Below are 17,514 nucleotides of genomic sequence, written 5' to 3'. Positions count from 1 at the left end.
GGAACTCCCGTTCCGTGGACGTCCCTGATCTGCATCGAGTTTTCCCCCTGTAACGGGGGACAAGCTATCGCCGCAAATCGTGAAAGTAAAGTCTGATCACCCCACGCCGGCCACGGTCATCGCGCCCACCAGGATCGATCCGGTGCGGATGTGCGAGCGTGGATCGACGTCGCGGCCGACCGCCTCGATCGCCATGAACATGTCGCGCAGGTTGCCGGCAATGGTGATGCCGTCGACCGGATGCACGATCGTGCCGCCCTCGACCAGGAAGCCCGCCGCGCCACGCGAGTAGTCGCCGGTGACGGTGTTGACGCCCTGCCCCATCAGGCTGGTGACGAGCAGGCCACGACCCATGTCGCGCGCCATGTCTTCGAGGCTGCCGGCGTTCGCGGCGACCTCGAGGTTGTGCACGCCACCGGCGTTGGCGGTGGTCTCCAGGCCCAGGCGCCGGGCGCTGTAGCTGCCGAGGACGTAGCGCTGCAGCACGCCGGCCTCCACCAGCGGGGCCTCGCGGGTGGCCACGCCTTCGGCGTCGAAGGCCGCCGAGCGCAGGCCGCGCTGCAGGAACGGACGCTCGTGGATCGCGAACCAGTCCGGGAACAGCCGGGTGCCGGCGGCGTCGACCAGGAAGCTGGCGCCACGGTAGAGCGCGCCGCCCGAGACCGCGCCCAGCAGGTGGCCGATCAGCGAGCGCGCCACCTCGGCCGAGAACAGCACCGGGTAGCGGCCGGTGGCGAGCGGGCGCGGATCGAGCCGCTCGACGGTGCGCCGGGCCGCGCTGCGCCCGATCGCGGCCGCGGGCTCGAGGTCGCCCGGGGCCAGCGCGTAGCTGTACCAGCCGTCCCGCTGCATCGCGTCGCCTTCGCCGGCGATCAGCGCGCACGACAGGCTGTGGTGGCTGGCGCGTTCGGCACCGACGAAGCCGTGCGAGTTGGCATAGACCGACAGCGAGGCGCCGCTGCCCACGCCGGCACCGTCCGAATTCGCGATCAGCGGATCGGCGTCGCGACCGGCCTGCTCGGCGGCAAGCGCCAGCTCGATCGCCTGCCGCGCGTCGATGTCCCAGGGATGCCAGGCGTCGAACTCGCGCGGGTCGCGCGCCATCAGCGAAGCATCGGCCAGGCCCGAGGCGGCATCGTCCTCGGTGTGGCGGGCGATCGCGCAGGCCTGCTCGACGGTGGCGGCCAGGCTCTCCTCGCGCAGGTCGGCGGTGCTGGCGCTGCCCCTGCGCTTGCCGAAGTAGACCGTGACCCCGATCCCGCGGTCGCGGGTCGATTCCACCGACTCGACCTCGCCCATGCGCACGTTGACCTCCAGGCCGCGGTCCTCGCTGCAGGAGACTTCGGCCTGGCTGGCGCCGGCGGCGCGGCAGCGCTCCAGCAGCTGGCCGGCGATGCCTTCCAGCCGCGCCAGGCGCTCGCGGCTGTCGTCGTGGAGGGCGCGGTCTGCGGTGATGGCGGTGGTCAATGCCTTATCCTTCGGGGTTCTTGAATGATTGAACGGGCGGCTGGGACGACATGCGTGGCAAGGACGACGATACCGGCGACTTCCTCGGACCCAGCCGCAGCGCCCAGCGCCGCGAAGCGCTGGACGTGCTGGAGCTGGCCCGGCAGCTGGTCGAACTCGACCCGGGCCGGCTGGCGAAGCTGCCACTGGGCGAGCATCTGCTGCCCTTCATCGCCCAGGCGCGCCGCATCACCTCCAACATCGCGCGCAAGCGCGAGATCGCCTTTCTCGCCAAGCAGCTGCGGCGCGAGGACGAGGAGGCGCTGGACGCGCTGCGCGACGCGCTCGACACCGACGGCGAAGCCGCACGCCTGGACACCGCGCGCCTGCACCGCGCCGAGGCCTGGCGCGAGCGCCTGCTGGGCGAGGACGGCAGCGACGCGCTGTCGGCGCTGATCGACGAATTCCCCGCCGCCGACAGCCAGCGCATCCGCCAGCTGGTGCGCAACACCCTGGCCGAACGCAAGGCCGGCAAGCCGCCGCGCGCCTTCCGCGAGCTGTACCGCGAAGTCCGCGTGCTGCTGGACGCTGACAACGCCCCCCCCGACGGCGACGACGCTGAAGACCCCTCCCTGTAGGAGCGGCTACAGCCGCGATCGCGTCGCCGCTTCGCCTGCACCGCAGGCTTCGCGCGCATCGCGGCTGTAGCCGCTCCTGCAGGGTATTGGCGCGTTGCTGCCATCGCGGCTGTAGCCGCTCCTACAGGGATGTGGCGCGGTTGGGGAACGCTCGGCATCAGGCGCGGGTGCCGCCAACGGTGATGCCGTCGATCAGCAGCGAGGGCTGGCCGACGCCCACCGGCACGCTCTGGCCATCCTTGCCGCAGGTGCCGACGCCGTCGTCGAGCGCCATGTCGTGGCCGACCATGCGCACCTTCTGCATCGTCTCGGGGCCGTTGCCGATCAGGGTCGCGCCCTTCACCGGCGCGGTGACCTTGCCGTCTTCGATCAGATAGGCCTCGGTCGCCGAGAACACGTACTTGCCGCTGGTGATGTCGACCTGGCCGCCGCCGAAGTTGACCGCGTACAGGCCCTTCTTCACCGAGCGGATCATGTCGGCGGGATCGTCCTGCCCGGCGCGCATGTAGGTGTTGGTCATGCGCGGCATCACCAGGTGCGCGAAGGATTCGCGGCGGCCGTTGCCGGTCGGCGCCACGCCCATCAGGCGCGCGTTGAGCGTGTCCTGCATGTAGCCGGTGAGCACGCCGTCCTCGATCAGCGTGGTGCACTGCGTGGGTGTGCCCTCGTCGTCGACGTTGAGCGAGCCGCGGCGGTTGTCGAGGGTGCCGTCGTCGACGATGGTCACGCCCGGTGCGGCCACGCGCTGGCCCATGCGGCCGGCGTAGGTGCTGGTGCCCTTGCGGTTGAAGTCGCCCTCGAGGCCATGGCCGACCGCTTCATGCAGCAGCACCCCGGGCCAGCCGCTGCCCAGCACGACCGGCATCACCCCGGCCGGCGCATCGATGGCTTCGAGGTTGAGCAGGGCCTGGCGCAGCGCCTCGCGCGCGAAGTGCTCCGGGCGGCCGTCGCCGAGCAGCGCTTCGTAGCCGTGCCGGCCGCCGTAGCCGGCGGAGCCGGTCTCGCGCCGCCCGCCCTGCTCCACGATCACCTGGATATTGAGCCGCACCAGCGGCCGCACGTCGCCCGCGACCACGCCGTCCGAGCGCGCCACCAGCATCGTGTCGACACCGCCCGACAGGCTCACCATCACCTGCTTCACCCGCGGGTCGGCGGCGCGCAGCAGGCGGTCGACGCGCCGCAGGGCCTCGACCTTGGCGTCGTTGGCCATGCCGTCGATCGGATCTTCGGCCGGGTACAGCGCGCGCGCGCCGGCCGGCACCAGCGCCTGCACGCGGTGCTCGCTGCCGCTGCGCGCGATCGCCCGCGCCGATCCGGCCGCGGCCAGCAGGGACTGCGCATCGATGTCGTCGGCATAGGCGAAGCCGGTCTTCTCGCCGCTGATCGCGCGCACGCCCACGCCCTGCTCGATCGAGTGCGCGCCGTCGCGCACGATGCCGTCCTCCACCGTCCAGCTTTCGCGCCGCGCGTGCTGGAAATAGAGGTCGCCGAAGTCGATGCCCGGGCCCAGCAGGGTGCCGAACGCGCGCTCCAACCCCGACACGTCCAGGCCCACGGGCAGCAGCAGGCGTGACTGGGCGATCTCGAGGGCTTGGGTCATGAGGGGGTCCGGCTGCGAAGGGTCAAGGTGAGAGGTGCGGGCATGTCGTCGGTGCTTCAAGGCGGGTCGCGCCGCCGCAGGGCGCGGGCGACCCCTTCACGGTACGGGCTTCGCCGAGGTGTCCGGAGGCGTGGCGTCCGCGGGCGCGGCGTCCTTGCCTTCCACCACCACCTTCGGGTCCTTCCACGGACCGGTGACATGGTAGGTCCGCGCACCCATGCGCCCGAGCGGCTTCTCGAACACCGCATTGGCCACCGCGCCGACCGCCGCCCCGACCGGGCCCGCGGTGAGCGCGCCCACCGCCGTCAGCAGGCCGCCGGTGCGCGGCTGCACCTCGATCACCTGGTCGTAGGTCTGCGCGCGCAGGTTGGCGCTGCCGCCGATGTGGATCTCGGCCGCGGCGCCGTCGATCACCAGCGATTCGCTGCGCGCAAGACCGTCGGCGAAGCGCACCGTGCCCTCGATGCGGTTGAAGGCGAAGCCGCGGGAGAAGAAGTCGCGGAAGTCCAGCATGAGCCTGCGCGGCAGCTCGGCCACGCTGAGCAGGCCGAGGAAGCGCCCGGCCCCCGGTTCGACCTCGACCAGCTGGCCGTCCTTGACCACCAGCGCCAGGCTGCCCTCCAGCTCGCCCAGCCGGAAGCCGGCCGGCGATCCCGGCCAGCTGGCGTCGAAGCGCGCCGTGCCGTCGCCGCCCTTGAGGCGACCACCCAGGCCGAGGCCGCCGAGCAGCGCGCCGAAGTCGCCGCTGTCCACCGCCACCTGCATCCGCGTCCGCGCGTCGGCACCGCGTCCGGTCCACGCCCCCTCGACGTCGATGGACTGCCGCGGTGCGCGCAGCCGGAAGGTGTCGACCTGCAGCCCGCCGGCCGCGGGCCGGGTACGCAGCTCGACGCGACCGAGGGGCGAGTCCGCCACGCGCAGGTCGTCGACGACGATGTCCAGGGGCGGGATCGCCCCCGGGTCGATGTCGGCGTCGGCGGGCGACGCGTTGGCAGCGGTGCCGGACGCCGCCCGCGCATCGCTGGCCGGACCATGTCCCCCCGACGTACCCGGGCGCTCGGCCGACGGGCCGGTGCCAGCTGCGCTGCGCCAGTGCAGGCGCTCGACGCGCGCGGAAACCGTGGCGCCGTCCGCCTCCGGAATCGACGCCGTCCCGGCCAGCGCCGGGCCGTCGAAGCGGATGCGCGTGAGCCCACGCTCGGGTCGCGCGACCACCCTGGTGGCGGGGAAGGTGCCGCCGAGGAGCTGCAGGCGATCGGCCAGCAGGTCGATGCCCTGCAGCGCGAGGCCTTGGCCGTCGCCCGCCGCGTCGCCGCCGCCGAACAGGCCGGCCCAGGCGACGGCGTCCAGCACCGGCGTGCGTCCGGTGATGCGGATGCCCGCGTCCGGGGGCGCGGCGTCGACGCGGTCGCGCCCAAGGACGGCCAGGACGCCCGTCCGTCCGCCGCGGCTGCGGGCACGCAGCGCGACGCGGCCGCCCAGCACCACGTCGACGTCGTCCTCGCCCAGCGGCAGCTTGAGGTCGATGCGCGCCGGCAGCGCCTCGGCCGCCGGCTTGCCCAGCGGCTCCGGCAGCGACAGCCGCGTGCCGACCAGGTTGGAGCGCAGCTGCAGCTGCCCGCCCGCACCGTCGCCTCCCGCATCCGCCGGCAGCCCCAGCGCCAGGGTCCAGTCCGAGCGACCGTCCAGGCGCGCGCCCAGCCACGCCAGCTGCGGCGCGCGCGCGGCGAGTTCGGACGAGTCCAGGCTGGCCTGCAGCTCGGCCTCGAAGCCCATGGCGGGCGACTGCACATGCCCCTCGCCCGCGCGCAGCGACAGCACCCCCGGCTGGCCGTCGCGGCGCACGCGCAGCCCGCGCGCGCTGAAGCCGGCCTGGTCGTAGCGGGCTTCGCCGCGCACGTCATCGAAGGCCAGGTCCCAGCGCGTCTCGGCCAGGCGCGCACCGGCCAGCGCGACCCGGCCGCGGATGCGCGGGCCGTCGCCCGCGTCGCCGTTGCCGAGCGGCAGCACCAGGCCGAAGCTCGCGCGCAGCGGACCCGTGGCCGACAGCGCGTCCAAGATCTCTTCGCGGCCCTCGCGCAGGGGGCTGGCCTGCAGCAGGGCCAGCACCGGAGCCGCATCGGCGGCGAACTCCGCGTCGACCCGCAGCGGCTGGTCACCGAAGTCCGCGATGCCCGCGCGCAGCGAGGCCACCAGCACCTGGCCCAGGCGGGCCCGCCCGTCCAGGCTGAAGCCGGCGGCAACGAAGTCGATCCGGCCATCCAGCGCGGTGGCGGCCGGCCACTCCGGATCGAACAGCACTTCCGCGTCCTCGAGCCGCGCCGAGGCATGGAACAGCCCTGCTCCGGCCGTTCCGCCGGCCGCTTCGAACGGCCAGTCGTCGAGGTCGCCCGAGACCACCGCGCGCCCGTCCAGGACCCGTCCGCCGACCAGCGCGGTATCCAACCAGTGCACCGCCGCGGGGGACATCAGGTGGCGGATCCAGAACCGGCGGGCCACCGGCACCTGCGCCTCGTCGACGTCGGCGGCCAGGTCGATCGCCGGCCGCGTGCCGTCGCCCTGGAACACCAGGCCGCCGCGCACCGCCGCGCCATAGCCCTGCCCGTCGACGCGCAGCGCCGGGGTCCGCACCTGCCAGCCGTCGCCATCGCGCCACGCCGTCACGTCGCCGCGAAGCCGGATCTCGTGCGCCGGGGGACCGAAGCCGGAGGGCCAGTCGAACACGACCGGCGCAGCGGGATCGGGCGTGAACACCAGGCCCGCGGCGTCGCCTTGGAGATGTCCGGACAGGCCGGCGAGTCCCGGCGCGTCGCCGACCGCGGCGAAGCCCAGGCCCTCGACCCGCGCGCGCGCGCGCAGCGCCCCGCCCGCGTCCCCGACGACCTCCACCGCGTGCAGCACGCCGCCGGCGCGCGCCTCGGCCAGCCACGTGGCCAGCCGCTCCGGCACGCCGGGGACCAGCGGCGCGAGGTCCAGCAGCGCACCGGCATCGATCCGGTCGGCCAGCAGCGCGCGGCGGGCACCGCCGGCAACCAGCAGTCCGTCCAGGACCTGGGCATCCGGGCTGGCGCCCAGGCGCAGGCGCGGCGCATCGAAGCGCCAGCCGTCGTCCAGCGCCGTCCAGCGCGCCTGGACCGCGACCTCGCCCAGCGCGACCTCGCGCGCGCCCGGACCATCGCCGCCACCCTGCAGCCGAAGGCCCTCGAGTTCGCTGCGCACGTCCACCCTGGCCACCCGATAGCCGCGCAGGTCGGCCCAGGCCTCGACCCGGCCCGTGCCCGCCGCCGCAGCGATGCCGCCCGCCCGCAGGGCCGTCCACGCCGAAAGATCGGCCCGGCGCAGCGCCAGCCAGGCCTGCGCATCGCCGCTGCCGCGGTCGAGTTCGGCGGTGATGTCCAGCGGCGAGACGCCGGGAACCATCCACGCACGCGCCGCCGCGCGCACCCGGTCGCCGTCCACGCGCAGGCGCAGGTCGACCTCGTCCAGGCGCGCCTGCAGGCCCAGCGCCGGAACGTCCACCACCAGCACGCCGTCGATGACCTGCAGTTCGCCCAGGCCCTCCAGCGCGGCGAACGGGTCGCCGCCCGACTGCGCCTGGCCCGGCAATCCGCGCACCTGCCAGCGCCCGTCGTCGTCGCGCTCCAGGGTCAGCTCGAGGCCGCGCAGGCGCAGCTCGGTGAACGAGCGCCCCGGCAGCAGGCCGGCGTACTGCGCCACCAGGATCTCGGCTTCACCGATGGCGATGGCATGGTCGCCCTCGCCGATGCGCAGCCCGTCGACGCGCAGCAGCGGGCCGCGCCGGGTCCACTGGGTCTCGAGGTGGTCGAAGGCCACCGGCCTCCCGGCGCGCTGGCCCAGCCAGTCGGCGACCCGGTCGGGGTGGCGCTCGGCCAGCGGCAGCAGCTGGCTGGTGATGCCCGCGCCCAGCGCCATCAGCACCAGGCCGATGGCGACCGCGTACCAGGCGCCGCGCCGCGCACGGCGCAGGGCGCGGCGCAGCGTGCCCGCCATCAGCGGTCCGCGCGCCGTGCGCGAGGCTCAGAGCAGGACGACATCGAACTGTTCCTGCAGGTACTGCGCGTCGGCCTGGAAGCGGATCGTCTTGCCGAGGAACTCCTCCAGCTCGGCCACCGCCGCCGATTCCTCCTCGGTGATGCGCGCCACCACCTTGGGCGAGGCGATCACCAGCAGGCGCTCGGCGTCGAACTGGCGCACCGCGCGCACCACTTCGCGGAACACCTCGTAGGTGACGGTCTCGGCGGTCTTGAGCATGCCGCGGCCGCCGCACTCGTGGCAGGTTTCGCTGAGCTGGCGCTCCAGGCTCTCGACGGTGCGCTTGCGGGTCATCTCCACCAGGCCCAGCGGCGAGAAGTCGTAGACCGTGGTCTTGGCGTGGTCGCGCGCCAGCGACTTCTCCAGCGTCCGCAGCACCTGGCGACGGTGCTCCGGATCGGTCATGTCGATGAAGTCGATGATGATGATGCCGCCGAGGTTGCGCAGCCGGAGCTGGCGCGCGACCGCCTGCGAGGCCTCGAGGTTGGTGCGGTACACGGTTTCCTCGAGGTTGCGCTGGCCGAGGAAGGAGCCGGTGTTGACGTCGACCGTGGTCATGGCCTCGGTCTGGTCGATCACCAGGTACCCGCCGGACTTCAGCGGTACTTCCTTCTCGAGCGCGCGGCCGATCTCGTCCTCCACGCCGTAGAGGTCGAACACCGGGCGCGATCCGGTGTAGTGCTCGATCTTCTCGTCCAGGCCCGGCATGTACTGGGCGGCGAAGGTCTTCAGGCGGTCGCAGGTCTCGCGCGAATCGACCTTGACCTTCTCCACGTCGCGGCGCATCAGGTCGCGCACCGCGCGCATCGGCAGCGTCAGGTCCTCGTAGACGCAGCTGCCCACGCGCGCGGTCGCGACGCTGCGCTCGACCAGCGCCCAGGCCCGCGCCAGGTAGGCGACGTCCTCGGCCAGGGCTTCGGCCGGCTGGCCTTCGGCGTTGGTGCGCACGATGTAGCCGTGGCCGTTGGCCAGCGCCAGGTCGCCGACCAGGGCCTTGAGGCGCGCGCGCTCGGCCTCGTCCTCGATGCGCGCGGAGACGCCGATCACCTTCGACTGCGGCAGCAGCACCAGGTAGCGCGAAGGAATGCTGATCTGGGTGGTCAGGCGCGCGCCCTTGGTGCCGATCGGATCCTTGACCACCTGGACCACGACTTCCTGGCCGTCGCGCAGCAATTCGCCGATCGGCGGCGTCGACTGCGGCTGGGGCGGCGGCGCGGGCGCACGCGGCGCACCGGGCTCCTCGACCGCGAGGTCTTCGGCGCGCCCCGGCCGCAGCACGTCGTTTGCATGCAGGAAGGCCGCGCGCTCGAGGCCGAGGTCGACGAAGGCCGCCTGCATGCCCGGCATGACACGCTGCACCTTGCCCTTGTAGATGTTGCCGACCACCCCGCGGCTCCAGCCACGCTCGATGTGCAGCTCCTGGAGCATGCCGTTCTCGACCACGGCCACGCGGGTCTCGCGCGGGGTGACGTTGACCAGGATCTCCTCGCTCATGCGCCGCCGTCCGCGCGCGGCGTGCGCGCCTGCAGGCCGAAGCCGCGCAGAAGCTCCGCCGTCTCGTGCAGCGGCAGGCCCATCACGCCCGAATAGCTGCCCGCCAGGCGGCGGATGAAGCGTTCGGCGCCGCCCTGGATCGCATAGGCACCGGCACGGCCCATGGGTTCGCCGCTGCCCACGTACTCGGCGATGTCGGCATCGGACAGGGTGGCGAACGTCACTTCGCTCTCCACCAGGGTCGAAGCCTCGCGTCCGGCCGAGACCAGCGACACGGCCGTCAGCACGCGATGGCTGCGGCCGGAGAGCCGGCGCAGCATGCCCTCGGCATCGGCGGCGTCGGCGGGCTTGCCGAAGACCTCGTCGCCCAGGACCACTTCGGTGTCCGAACCCAGGACGACCGCGCCGGGCACCGCGACCACGCGCAGCAGGCCGGCGCCGGCCTTCTCGCGCGCCACGCGCGCGACATAGCCGTCAGGGGACTCGCCCGGCGCGCGCTGCTCCGCGACTTCGACGTCGAGCACGCCGAAGTCGAGGCCGAGGCGCGCCAGCAGCTCGCGGCGGCGCGGGGATTTCGAGGCAAGGTGGAGCATCGTCGAAGGATACCGTGCCGGCGCGGGGCCGACCGTGCGCCCCGGCATCAACCCCGCTGCGGCTCACGACCCGTTCACTCCACCGGCACAACCCTTCCCCTGACCGTTTCCGGAGACCAAGATGATCCCCAGCCTGCAGCGCACGGCGTCCGTCGCCGCCCTCTCCCTCCTCATCGCCTTCGGGAGCCCCGCCTTGACCGCACACGCGCAGACCCCCGCCACCGCAGGCGCCACCGACGGGACGCTGCTCTCGGTCTCGGCCACCGGCGAAGCCAGCCGCGCGCCGGACGTGGCCACCGCATCGGCCGGCGTGGTGACCCAGGCCGCGGACGCCAGTGCCGCCATGCGCGCGAACGCCGCGCAGATGACCAGGGTGATCGCGGCCATCCGCGCCGCGGGCGTGGCCGAACGCGACATCCAGACCTCGGGCATCAGCATCCATCCGAATTACCGCCACGTGGAGAACGAGGAGCCGCGCATCTCCGGCTACAACGCCAGCAACTCGGTGAACCTCAAGGTGCGCGACATCGCGAAGCTCGGCGAGGTGCTGGATGCGCTCGTGGCCAGCGGCGCCAACAACGTCAATGGCCCGAGCTTCGGCATCGACCAGCCCGAGGCGGTCTATGACGAGGCGCGGCGCAAGGCGCTCGAGCAGGCGCGCGGCCGTGCCGACATGTACGCTGAGGCCCTGGGCCTGCGCGTGCGCCGGATCGTGAGCATCAGCGAAGGCGGCCGGCTGCAGACGCCGCAGCCGATGTACGCGATGCGCGCGATGGCCATGGATGCCGAGGCGTCGACCCCGGTCGCCGCTGGCGAGAACACCCTGGTGGCCAACCTGGAGATCGTGTTCGAACTGGGGCGCTGACAACCCCGCGGCCGGCGGCCGCGCGTTGGCATCCCCGCACCCCGGCAAGACGCCGGCAAACGAGGAGGTGGTCCATGGTCCTGCAGCACGCGCTCGGCAGTCCGCTCCCCGCCCTGTCCACCCGCCACGCCGCGGACGATCCACGCCGGCCCGATCCGGTTCGCATCGTCGGCATCGCCGGCGCCCTGCTCCTCAACGGTGCCGCGCTGATGCTGATGCTGGCGCCGCTCGGCCGCCCGGACACGGCTCCGGCACCGCCAAAGAGCCTGCAGGGCGAGTGGTTCGAGCCGAGGCCGCTGCCGCCGCCCCCTCCGCCCGAGCTCGTGCCGGTTCAGCCCGCGGTGACGCCACCGGCACCGGCTGCCCAGGCACGACGCGTGGTCGTTCCGGCGCCGACCGTCGCGGCCCCGCCGCTGGTCGACGGCGGCACCCTCCCGGCGGAGCCGTCGCCGGCGATGGACACCGGAATGGTCGACGTGGGCACCCGGCCCGAGGCGGGGCCGGTCACCGGCATGCAACTGGCGTATGCCGAGGCCAGCGCGCCGCCCTATCCGCGGGACGCGCTCCGCGCAGGCCACCAGGGCACGGTGGTGCTGAAGGTGCTGGTTGGCGTCGATGGACGGCCGCTGGAGGTCAGCGTCGAGAGCGGCAGCGGCTACCGCGCGCTCGACGAAGCGGCCCGTCGCCACGTGCTGCGCCACTGGCGCTTCCAGCCGGCCGTCCGCGACGGTCGGCCGGTGCAGGCCATCGGCGTGGTGCCGGTCGAGTTCCGCCTCGACCGCGGCTGAGCGGCGCGCTCAGGCGCGGTGGTAGGGGTGGTTGGCGAGCAGCGCCGCGGCGCGGTACAGCTGCTCGGCCAACACCAGCCGCACCAGCATGTGCGGCAGCGTGAGCGGGCCCAGCGACCAGGTCTCGTCGGCGCGGGCCAGCACCTCGTCGGCGTGGCCCTCGGGCCCGCCGACCAGGAAGGCCAGGTCGCGTCCCTGGCCACGCCAGTGTTCCAGGCGGGTGGACAGCGCCTCTGAATCCCAGGCCCGCCCACGACCGTCCAGCGCCACGACGTGGACGTCGCGCGGCAGGGCGGCCAGCACGCGCTGGCCTTCGTCGTGTGTCGCACGGGCGGCGTCGCGACCCTTGCCGCGCAGGCCCGGCGTGACTTCCACCAGTTCCAGCGGCAGCCAGTGCGACAGCCGCTTGCGGTATTCGGCGAAGCCTTCGGCCACCCAGGCCGGCGGGCGTTCGCCGACGGCCACCAGGCGAGCCTTCATCGCGCCTCAGCCGGCGTCGCGGTTCGCGTCGTCGCTGTCGCCGCGGCGATACCCGCCGCCGTCATCGTGGTCACCGGGCGGCTGGTCGCCCACCGTCCACAGCCGCTCCAGCGCATAGAACTCGCGCACGCGCGGCAGCATGACGTGGACCACGACGTCGCCCAGGTCGACCAGCACCCATTCGGCCTCGCGCTCGCCTTCGACGCCCAGCGGCTGGCAGTCGAGGCGCTTGGCGAACTTCACCACCTCGTCGGCGATCGACTTCACGTGGCGCGTCGAGGTGCCCGAGGCGACCACCATGAAATCGCAGACGCTGGTCTTGCCGCGGACGTCGATCTCGGCGACGTCGACCGCCTTGATCTCGGCCACGGCCTCGAGGACGGTGGAAAGCAGCACGTCGACCGACGGCGGCGGGCTGGGCAGGCTGGTCTTGATGACTTGGGCTTGGCTGGACAAAGGCTGTGGCTCGTTGGCGTGAGGCGGGATTATAGCGAAGGGCCCGTCGCGGCCCTGTATCCGTACAGCCGGTGTTCGCGCACGAAACCGGCCACGGGGGCCGGCAGCAGGGATTCCCAGTCGCCACCTGCGGCGATCCTGCGGCGCACCTCGGTCGAGGATTCGTGGCGCAGGCGCGGCAGCTCGAGCACGGCGAAGCCGCCCGCGGGCGTGTCGGCCAACGCTTCGGCGGGCCGGCGGCGGCTGCCGATCTCGCAGGCGACGGCCGGAGCGCGCGCGGCGATGTCCTCCGGCCCCAGCGGCGAGCCAGGGCGGGCGACCGCCAGCACGTGGCCGTGCGCGAACAGCTCGCGCCAGCGGTACCAGGCGTCGAGCTGGAGCAGCGAATCACCGCCGACCACCCAGGCGACCGGCCGATGGGGGCCCTGGCGGGCGCGGACCATGCGCAGGGTATCGATGGTGTACGACGGTCCATCGCGCTCGAATTCCAGCGGATCGATGCACAGGCCGGGCTCGCCGGCGATCGCCAGCTCGAGCATGCGCCCGCGCCGGGCGGCGCCGGCGTGGGTGGCGTCCTTGTGCGGCGGATCGGCCGCCGGCACCAGCGCGACCTCGGCCGCGAGCGCGTCGCGGACCGTCCGCGCCACGGCCAGGTGTCCCAGGTGGACCGGATCGAAGCTGCCGCCGTAGCAGGCGAGCAGGCTCACGCCGCCAGCAGGGCGACCGCGCGCGGGTCGGCCACGGCGAGCAGCAGGCGCTCCAGCAGCAGCCACTCGTCGCCCGCGCCGCGGCCCTTGGCGACGCGGTCGACCTCGCCTGCCACGGCCACGAAGCGCTCCCAGCGCGCCGCCGGATGGCGCTCCAGCGCGCGGCGATAGGCCGCCTCCTTGGCATCCCAGATGCGCTGGGCCTTGAATTCCGCGCCCAGGTTGCCGCCGCGGGCCTTGACCCGCGCCAGCGCGGCCGTGCGCTGCAGCTCCATCACCACCATGCCCATGAGGGCCGGCACCGCTTCGCCCTCGGCACGCAGCCCGGCGAGCATGCGCACCGCCTGGGCGCCCTGGCCGTTGAGCGCGGCATCGACCAGGCGGAACACGTCGTAACGCGCGGCGTCGGCAACCAGCGCCTGCATCCGCGCGGCGTCCAGGGTCCCGTCGGGCGCGAGCAGCGCCAGCTTGTCGATCTCCTGCGCGGCGGCGAGCAGGTTGCCTTCCACCCGCTCCACCAGCAGCTGCACGGCGGCCGTATCGGCGCGCACGCCGCGCCGGCGCAGCCGCGCCTCCACCCAGACCTGCAGCTCGTGGGGCTTGACCGGCCAGGCCACGGCGATGGCCCCGGCGCCGGCGATCGCCTCGCTCCACTTGCCACCGTGCTTGCGGCTCCATTCGCCGCCGGTGACCAGCAGGCAGGTGTCCGGCGGCGGCTGGGCGCAGTAGCCGGCGATCACCTCCGCGCCCTGCTTGCCCGGCTTGGCCGTGGGCAGGCGGACCTCGATCAGCCGCCGCGCCGAAAACAGGCTGGGCGCGCGCAGGCTGGCCTCGAGGCCATCCCAGTCGACGTCCCGGCCTTCGACCTCGAACACCTCGCGTTCGGCATAACCCTGCCCGCGCGCCGCGGCACGGATGGCATCCGCGCATTCCAGCACCCGCAGCATCTCGGCGCCGGCCACCAGGTACACCGGCGACAGCGGTCCGCGCGACAGCCCGGAGGCCAGCTGTTCGGGCGTCAGCTCACGGGCCATCGGCCGCGCGGCTCAGTCGTCGCTGGCGGCGGGGCCGGCGTCGCGCATGCGCGCCCGGTTCACCGCGTCGATCCGGCGCAGCACCGAGGCGGCCATCTCGCGCTGGAGCTCGCGCGAGAGCATCTCGCGCTCGCTCTCCGAGCCGGTGGAGTTCTCGGGCAGCGAGACGTACTCGCGCGACAGCTCGATCACCTGCTCCGGCACCAGCTCGTCGCCATTGGCGTCCTGGACCGAGAACACCGCCGCATAGCGCAGGGTGAACTCCTGGGCGCGGCCGAACTGGTCGACGCTGATCGCCTGCGAATCCCAGCCTTCGGAATGGATCCGGAGCACGCCGGTGCCCTGCGCCACGCCGTCCTTGACCTCGAGGCCGGCGTGTTCCAGCGAGCGCGTCAGCGCCTGGGCCAGCGCGCTGTAGGGGTCGGCGGCGACCACGCGGACACCGTCGAGGCCCGGCGGGAGCTGGAGCGGCTCGCGAAGGTGGAAACCGCAGGCCGAAAGGGCCAGCAGCATCAGCGCCGGGAGGACGATGCGGAGACGGGGTGCGGTCATCGCGCGAGTCTGGACGAGGCCGTCGCGTCCGGCAAGGCGGCGGCGCTTCATCCGGCCACCACGTTGACGATCTTGCCGGGGACCACGATGACCTTGCGCACCGTCAGGCCCTCGAGCACCCGCGCGACTCCCGGCTCGGCGAGCGCCGCGGCCTCGACCGCCTCGCGCGGCGCATCCGCGGCGGCCTCGATGGTGCCGCGCAGCTTGCCGTTGACCTGCACCGCCAGGGTCACCGCGTCGCGCACCAGCGCGCCCGGATCGACGGACGGGAAGGCGACGTCGTCGACCACCTGCTCGGCGTGGCCCAGCGCCTGCCACAGCGCGTGGCAGGTGTGCGGGGTGACCGGATTGAGCATCAGCACCATCGCCTCGAGCACCTCGTGGCGCACCGCGCGCCCGGCCTCGCTGGCGTCGTCGAACTTCGCGACGTGGTTCAACAGTTCCATCAGCGCGGCGATGGCGGTGTTGAAGCTGTGCCGGCGCCCGTAGTCGTCGCCGACCTTCTGGATGGTCTCGTGGAGCTGGCGTCGCAGCGTCCGCTGCGGGATCGACAGCGTGGCGACGTCGATGGCCGGCCGGCCACCCGTGTCCAGCGAGCGCCCATGCTCGTGCACCAGGCGCCAGAAGCGGCGCAGGAAGCGCGCCATGCCCTCGACCCCGGCCTCGTTCCACTCCAGCGACAGTGTCGGCGGAGAGGCGAACATCGAGAACAGGCGCACGGTGTCCGCGCCGTAGCGGTCCACCATGGCCTGCGGGTCGACGCCGTTGTTCTTCGACTTGGACATCTTTTCCGTGCCGCCGACCTTCACCGGCTGTCCGTCGGATGCCAGGTGCGCGCCGGTGATGCGGCCGCGCTCGTCGCGCTCGACTTCGACCTCGGCGGGATTGAACCACTCGCGCGCGCCGTTGCCGTCCTCGCGGTAATAGGTGTCGGCCACGACCATGCCCTGAGTCAGCAGGTTGACGGCCGGCTCGTCGCTGTCGACCAGCCCCTGGTCGCGCAGGAGCTTGTGGTAGAAGCGGAAATACAGCAGGTGCAGGATCGCGTGCTCGATGCCGCCGATGTACTGGTCGACCGGCGTCCAGTGCTTCGCCCGGCCGTCGACCATGTCGGCGGCGCCCGGCGAGGTGTAGCGCGCGTAGTACCAGCTCGACTCCATGAAGGTGTCGAAGGTGTCGGTCTCGCGCTCGGCCGCGCCGCCGCACTGCGGACAGGTCGTCCGGCGCCACTCGGGATCGGCCTTGATCGGCGACTGCACCACGCCGGAGGCGAAGGCGTCGGCCACGTCCTCGGGCAGCACCACCGGCAGCTGGTCCTCGGGCACCGGCAGCGCGCCGCAGGCGGCGCAGTAGATGACCGGAATCGGGCAGCCCCAGTAGCGCTGGCGGCTGACGCCCCAGTCGCGCAGGCGGAAGTTGACCTTGCGCGCGCCGATGCCCTCGCCTTCCAGCCGCGCGGCCAGGGCGTCGAACGCGGCGTCGTAGTCGAGGCCGTTGTATTCGCCGGAGTTGATCAGGAAGCCGCGTTCGGTATGGGCCTCGCGCTGCTCGATGCCGTCGAGGTAGCCGCGCACCACCGCGACGGCGGCCGCGGTGTCATAGGCATCGACGCTGCCGCCGGCCAGCGCGGCCTGGAACGGGTCCGCGTCGTGGGCGACGTCGCCGATCACCTCGGCCAGCGCATCGCGCACCGCGGGCGGGACGATCACCGGCCGCACCGGCAGGCCGTGCGCCTTGGCGAACTCCCAGTCGCGCTGGTCGTGCGCCGGCACCGCCATCACCGCGCCGGTGCCGTAGCCCATCAGCACGAAGTTGGCGACGTAGACCGGCAGGTCCTCGCCGGTGAGCGGATGGATCGCCCACAGGCCGGTGGCCATGCCGCGCTTCTCCTGCGTCTCCAGCTCGGCCTCGGACACACCGCCCTGGCGCAGCCCGGCGATGAACGCCGCCAGCTTCATGTCTTCCTGTGCGGCCTTCAGCGCCAGCGGGTGCTCGGCGGCGATGCTGAGGAAGGTCACGCCCATCAGCGTGTCCGGGCGCGTGGTGTAGACCGACAGCGGCGCGTCCTCGCCATCGACCCGGAAGCGGATCTCCAGGCCCTCGCTGCGGCCGATCCAGTTGCGCTGCATGGTCTTGACCGGTTCCGGCCAGCCGGGCAGCGCGTCCAGGCCGTCGACCAGCTCCTGGGCGTAATCGGTGATGCGCAGGAACCACTGCGGGATCTCGCGCTTCTCCACCAGCGCCCCGGAGCGCCAGCCGCGACCGTCGATGACCTGTTCGTTGGCCAGCACGGTCTGGTCCACCGGATCCCAGTTCACCACCGCGTTGCGGCGGTAGGCCAGGCCCTTCTTCATCAGCCGGGTGAACATGCGCTGTTCGTGGACGTAGTAGTCCGGGCTGCAGGTGGCGAACTCGCGCGACCAGTCGATGCCGTAGCCCAGCATCTTCAGCTGGCCACGCATGTGCTCGATGTTGGCGTACGTCCACTTCGCCGGCGCCGTGCGGTTCCGGATCGCCGCGTTCTCGGCCGGCAGCCCGAAGGCGTCCCAGCCCATCGGCTGCAGCACGTTGTGGCCGGTCATGCGCTTGTGGCGGCTGATGACGTCGCCGATGGTGTAGTTGCGCACGTGCCCCATGTGCAGCGCGCCCGACGGGTACGGCAGCATCGACAGGCAGAAAAACTTCGGCCTGGACGGATCCTCGACGACTTCCCAGGCCCGGGACCGGTCCCAGTAGCCCTGGGCCGCGCCCTCCACGTCGGCGGGTCGGTAGGAGGTCGTTTCGGGCGCTGCGCTGGGGTCGGACACG

14 protein-coding genes are annotated in these 17,514 nt (G+C 73.1%); 3 read left to right on the top strand and 11 right to left on the bottom strand.

Annotated elements, in window-relative coordinates; translation table 11 throughout:
- Window positions 1-96 precede the first annotated feature (96 nt).
- Window positions 97-1,467, bottom strand: coding sequence for a metalloprotease PmbA (pmbA, locus tag JGR68_RS06700; RefSeq protein WP_199362186.1), 1,371 nt, complete (start codon window positions 1,465-1,467; stop codon window positions 97-99).
- A 50-nt stretch (window positions 1,468-1,517) separates the two neighbouring features.
- On the opposite strand from pmbA, the gene yjgA reads away from it, so the two are divergent.
- Window positions 1,518-2,084, top strand: a complete 567-nt coding sequence (gene yjgA, locus JGR68_RS06695; protein ID WP_199362187.1) for a ribosome biogenesis factor YjgA — start codon at window positions 1,518-1,520, stop codon at window positions 2,082-2,084.
- 157 nt (window positions 2,085-2,241) lie between these two features.
- Here the strand turns inward: yjgA and tldD are convergent, their stop codons facing one another.
- The 4 genes from tldD to JGR68_RS06675 form a co-directional block, all read right to left on the bottom strand.
- A complete protein-coding gene (gene tldD / locus JGR68_RS06690) occupies window positions 2,242-3,684 on the bottom strand; it encodes a metalloprotease TldD (RefSeq protein ID WP_199362188.1) in 1,443 nt (480 codons plus the stop codon).
- A gap of 96 nt (window positions 3,685-3,780) precedes the next feature.
- A complete protein-coding gene (locus JGR68_RS06685; RefSeq protein ID WP_199362189.1) occupies window positions 3,781-7,695 on the bottom strand; it encodes a YhdP family protein in 3,915 nt (1,304 codons plus the stop codon).
- A 27-nt stretch (window positions 7,696-7,722) separates the two neighbouring features.
- Window positions 7,723-9,231: a ribonuclease G gene (gene rng / locus JGR68_RS06680; RefSeq protein WP_199362190.1), complete on the bottom strand. Its 1,509-nt coding sequence runs from the start codon at window positions 9,229-9,231 to the stop codon at window positions 7,723-7,725.
- Window positions 9,228-9,824 (bottom strand): Maf family nucleotide pyrophosphatase, encoded by a 597-nt coding sequence (locus JGR68_RS06675; RefSeq protein WP_199362191.1) that lies wholly within the window; start codon window positions 9,822-9,824, stop codon window positions 9,228-9,230. The genes rng and JGR68_RS06675 overlap by 4 nt, the downstream gene beginning before the upstream one ends.
- 121 nt (window positions 9,825-9,945) lie before the next feature.
- Here JGR68_RS06675 and JGR68_RS06670 point away from each other — a divergent pair, with 121 nt between their 5' ends.
- Together JGR68_RS06670 and JGR68_RS06665 are read left to right on the top strand one after the other, a co-directional pair.
- Window positions 9,946-10,689: an SIMPL domain-containing protein gene (locus tag JGR68_RS06670; protein ID WP_199362192.1), complete on the top strand. Its 744-nt coding sequence runs from the start codon at window positions 9,946-9,948 to the stop codon at window positions 10,687-10,689.
- Between the two features lie 74 nt (window positions 10,690-10,763).
- On the top strand, window positions 10,764-11,477 hold the full coding sequence (locus JGR68_RS06665; protein WP_199362193.1) for an energy transducer TonB: 714 nt from the start codon (window positions 10,764-10,766) through the stop codon (window positions 11,475-11,477).
- Between the two features lie 9 nt (window positions 11,478-11,486).
- Here the strand turns inward: JGR68_RS06665 and rlmH are convergent, their stop codons facing one another.
- From rlmH to JGR68_RS06635, 6 genes are read right to left on the bottom strand one after another with little or no spacing between them, the layout of a single operon-like run.
- The gene (gene rlmH / locus JGR68_RS06660; protein WP_199362194.1) at window positions 11,487-11,957 is read right to left on the bottom strand and encodes a 23S rRNA (pseudouridine(1915)-N(3))-methyltransferase RlmH; all 471 of its coding nucleotides are present in this window, start codon (window positions 11,955-11,957) and stop codon (window positions 11,487-11,489) included.
- A 6-nt stretch (window positions 11,958-11,963) separates the two neighbouring features.
- Window positions 11,964-12,413, bottom strand: a complete 450-nt coding sequence (gene rsfS / locus JGR68_RS06655) for a ribosome silencing factor (protein ID WP_199362195.1) — start codon at window positions 12,411-12,413, stop codon at window positions 11,964-11,966.
- A 29-nt stretch (window positions 12,414-12,442) separates the two neighbouring features.
- A complete protein-coding gene (gene nadD, locus JGR68_RS06650; protein ID WP_199362196.1) occupies window positions 12,443-13,120 on the bottom strand; it encodes a nicotinate-nucleotide adenylyltransferase in 678 nt (225 codons plus the stop codon).
- A complete protein-coding gene (gene holA, locus JGR68_RS06645; protein ID WP_199362197.1) occupies window positions 13,117-14,154 on the bottom strand; it encodes a DNA polymerase III subunit delta in 1,038 nt (345 codons plus the stop codon). Before holA ends, nadD begins: the two co-directional genes overlap by 4 nt.
- 12 nt (window positions 14,155-14,166) lie before the next feature.
- Window positions 14,167-14,706, bottom strand: a complete 540-nt coding sequence (gene lptE / locus JGR68_RS06640; protein WP_199362198.1) for an LPS assembly lipoprotein LptE — start codon at window positions 14,704-14,706, stop codon at window positions 14,167-14,169.
- Window positions 14,707-14,753: 47 nt separating this feature from the next.
- A complete protein-coding gene (locus JGR68_RS06635) occupies window positions 14,754-17,513 on the bottom strand; it encodes a class I tRNA ligase family protein (RefSeq protein WP_199362199.1) in 2,760 nt (919 codons plus the stop codon).
- Window position 17,514: the final 1 nt, after the last annotated feature.

The sequence above is a fragment of the Luteimonas sp. MC1750 genome (assembly GCF_016615955.1).
Lineage (GTDB): Bacteria > Pseudomonadota > Gammaproteobacteria > Xanthomonadales > Xanthomonadaceae > Luteimonas.
Note: the sequence above shows the minus strand (reverse complement) of the source record. Positions and strands in the feature narration are given on the sequence as shown.

What these genes read in the sequence shown, in the direction of transcription:
- yjgA (WP_199362187.1), top strand. Translation starts at nt 1,518, where the DNA reads ATGCGTGGCAAGGACGACGATACCGGCGACTTCCTCGGACCCAGCCGC.
- tldD (WP_199362188.1), bottom strand. Translation starts at nt 3,684, where the DNA reads ATGACCCAAGCCCTCGAGATCGCCCAGTCACGCCTGCTGCTGCCCGTG.
- JGR68_RS06685 (WP_199362189.1), bottom strand. Translation starts at nt 7,695, where the DNA reads ATGGCGGGCACGCTGCGCCGCGCCCTGCGCCGTGCGCGGCGCGGCGCC.
- rng (WP_199362190.1), bottom strand. Translation starts at nt 9,231, where the DNA reads ATGAGCGAGGAGATCCTGGTCAACGTCACCCCGCGCGAGACCCGCGTG.
- JGR68_RS06675 (WP_199362191.1), bottom strand. Translation starts at nt 9,824, where the DNA reads ATGCTCCACCTTGCCTCGAAATCCCCGCGCCGCCGCGAGCTGCTGGCG.
- JGR68_RS06670 (WP_199362192.1), top strand. Translation starts at nt 9,946, where the DNA reads ATGATCCCCAGCCTGCAGCGCACGGCGTCCGTCGCCGCCCTCTCCCTC.
- JGR68_RS06665 (WP_199362193.1), top strand. Translation starts at nt 10,764, where the DNA reads ATGGTCCTGCAGCACGCGCTCGGCAGTCCGCTCCCCGCCCTGTCCACC.
- rlmH (WP_199362194.1), bottom strand. Translation starts at nt 11,957, where the DNA reads ATGAAGGCTCGCCTGGTGGCCGTCGGCGAACGCCCGCCGGCCTGGGTG.
- holA (WP_199362197.1), bottom strand. Translation starts at nt 14,154, where the DNA reads ATGGCCCGTGAGCTGACGCCCGAACAGCTGGCCTCCGGGCTGTCGCGC.
- lptE (WP_199362198.1), bottom strand. Translation starts at nt 14,706, where the DNA reads ATGACCGCACCCCGTCTCCGCATCGTCCTCCCGGCGCTGATGCTGCTG.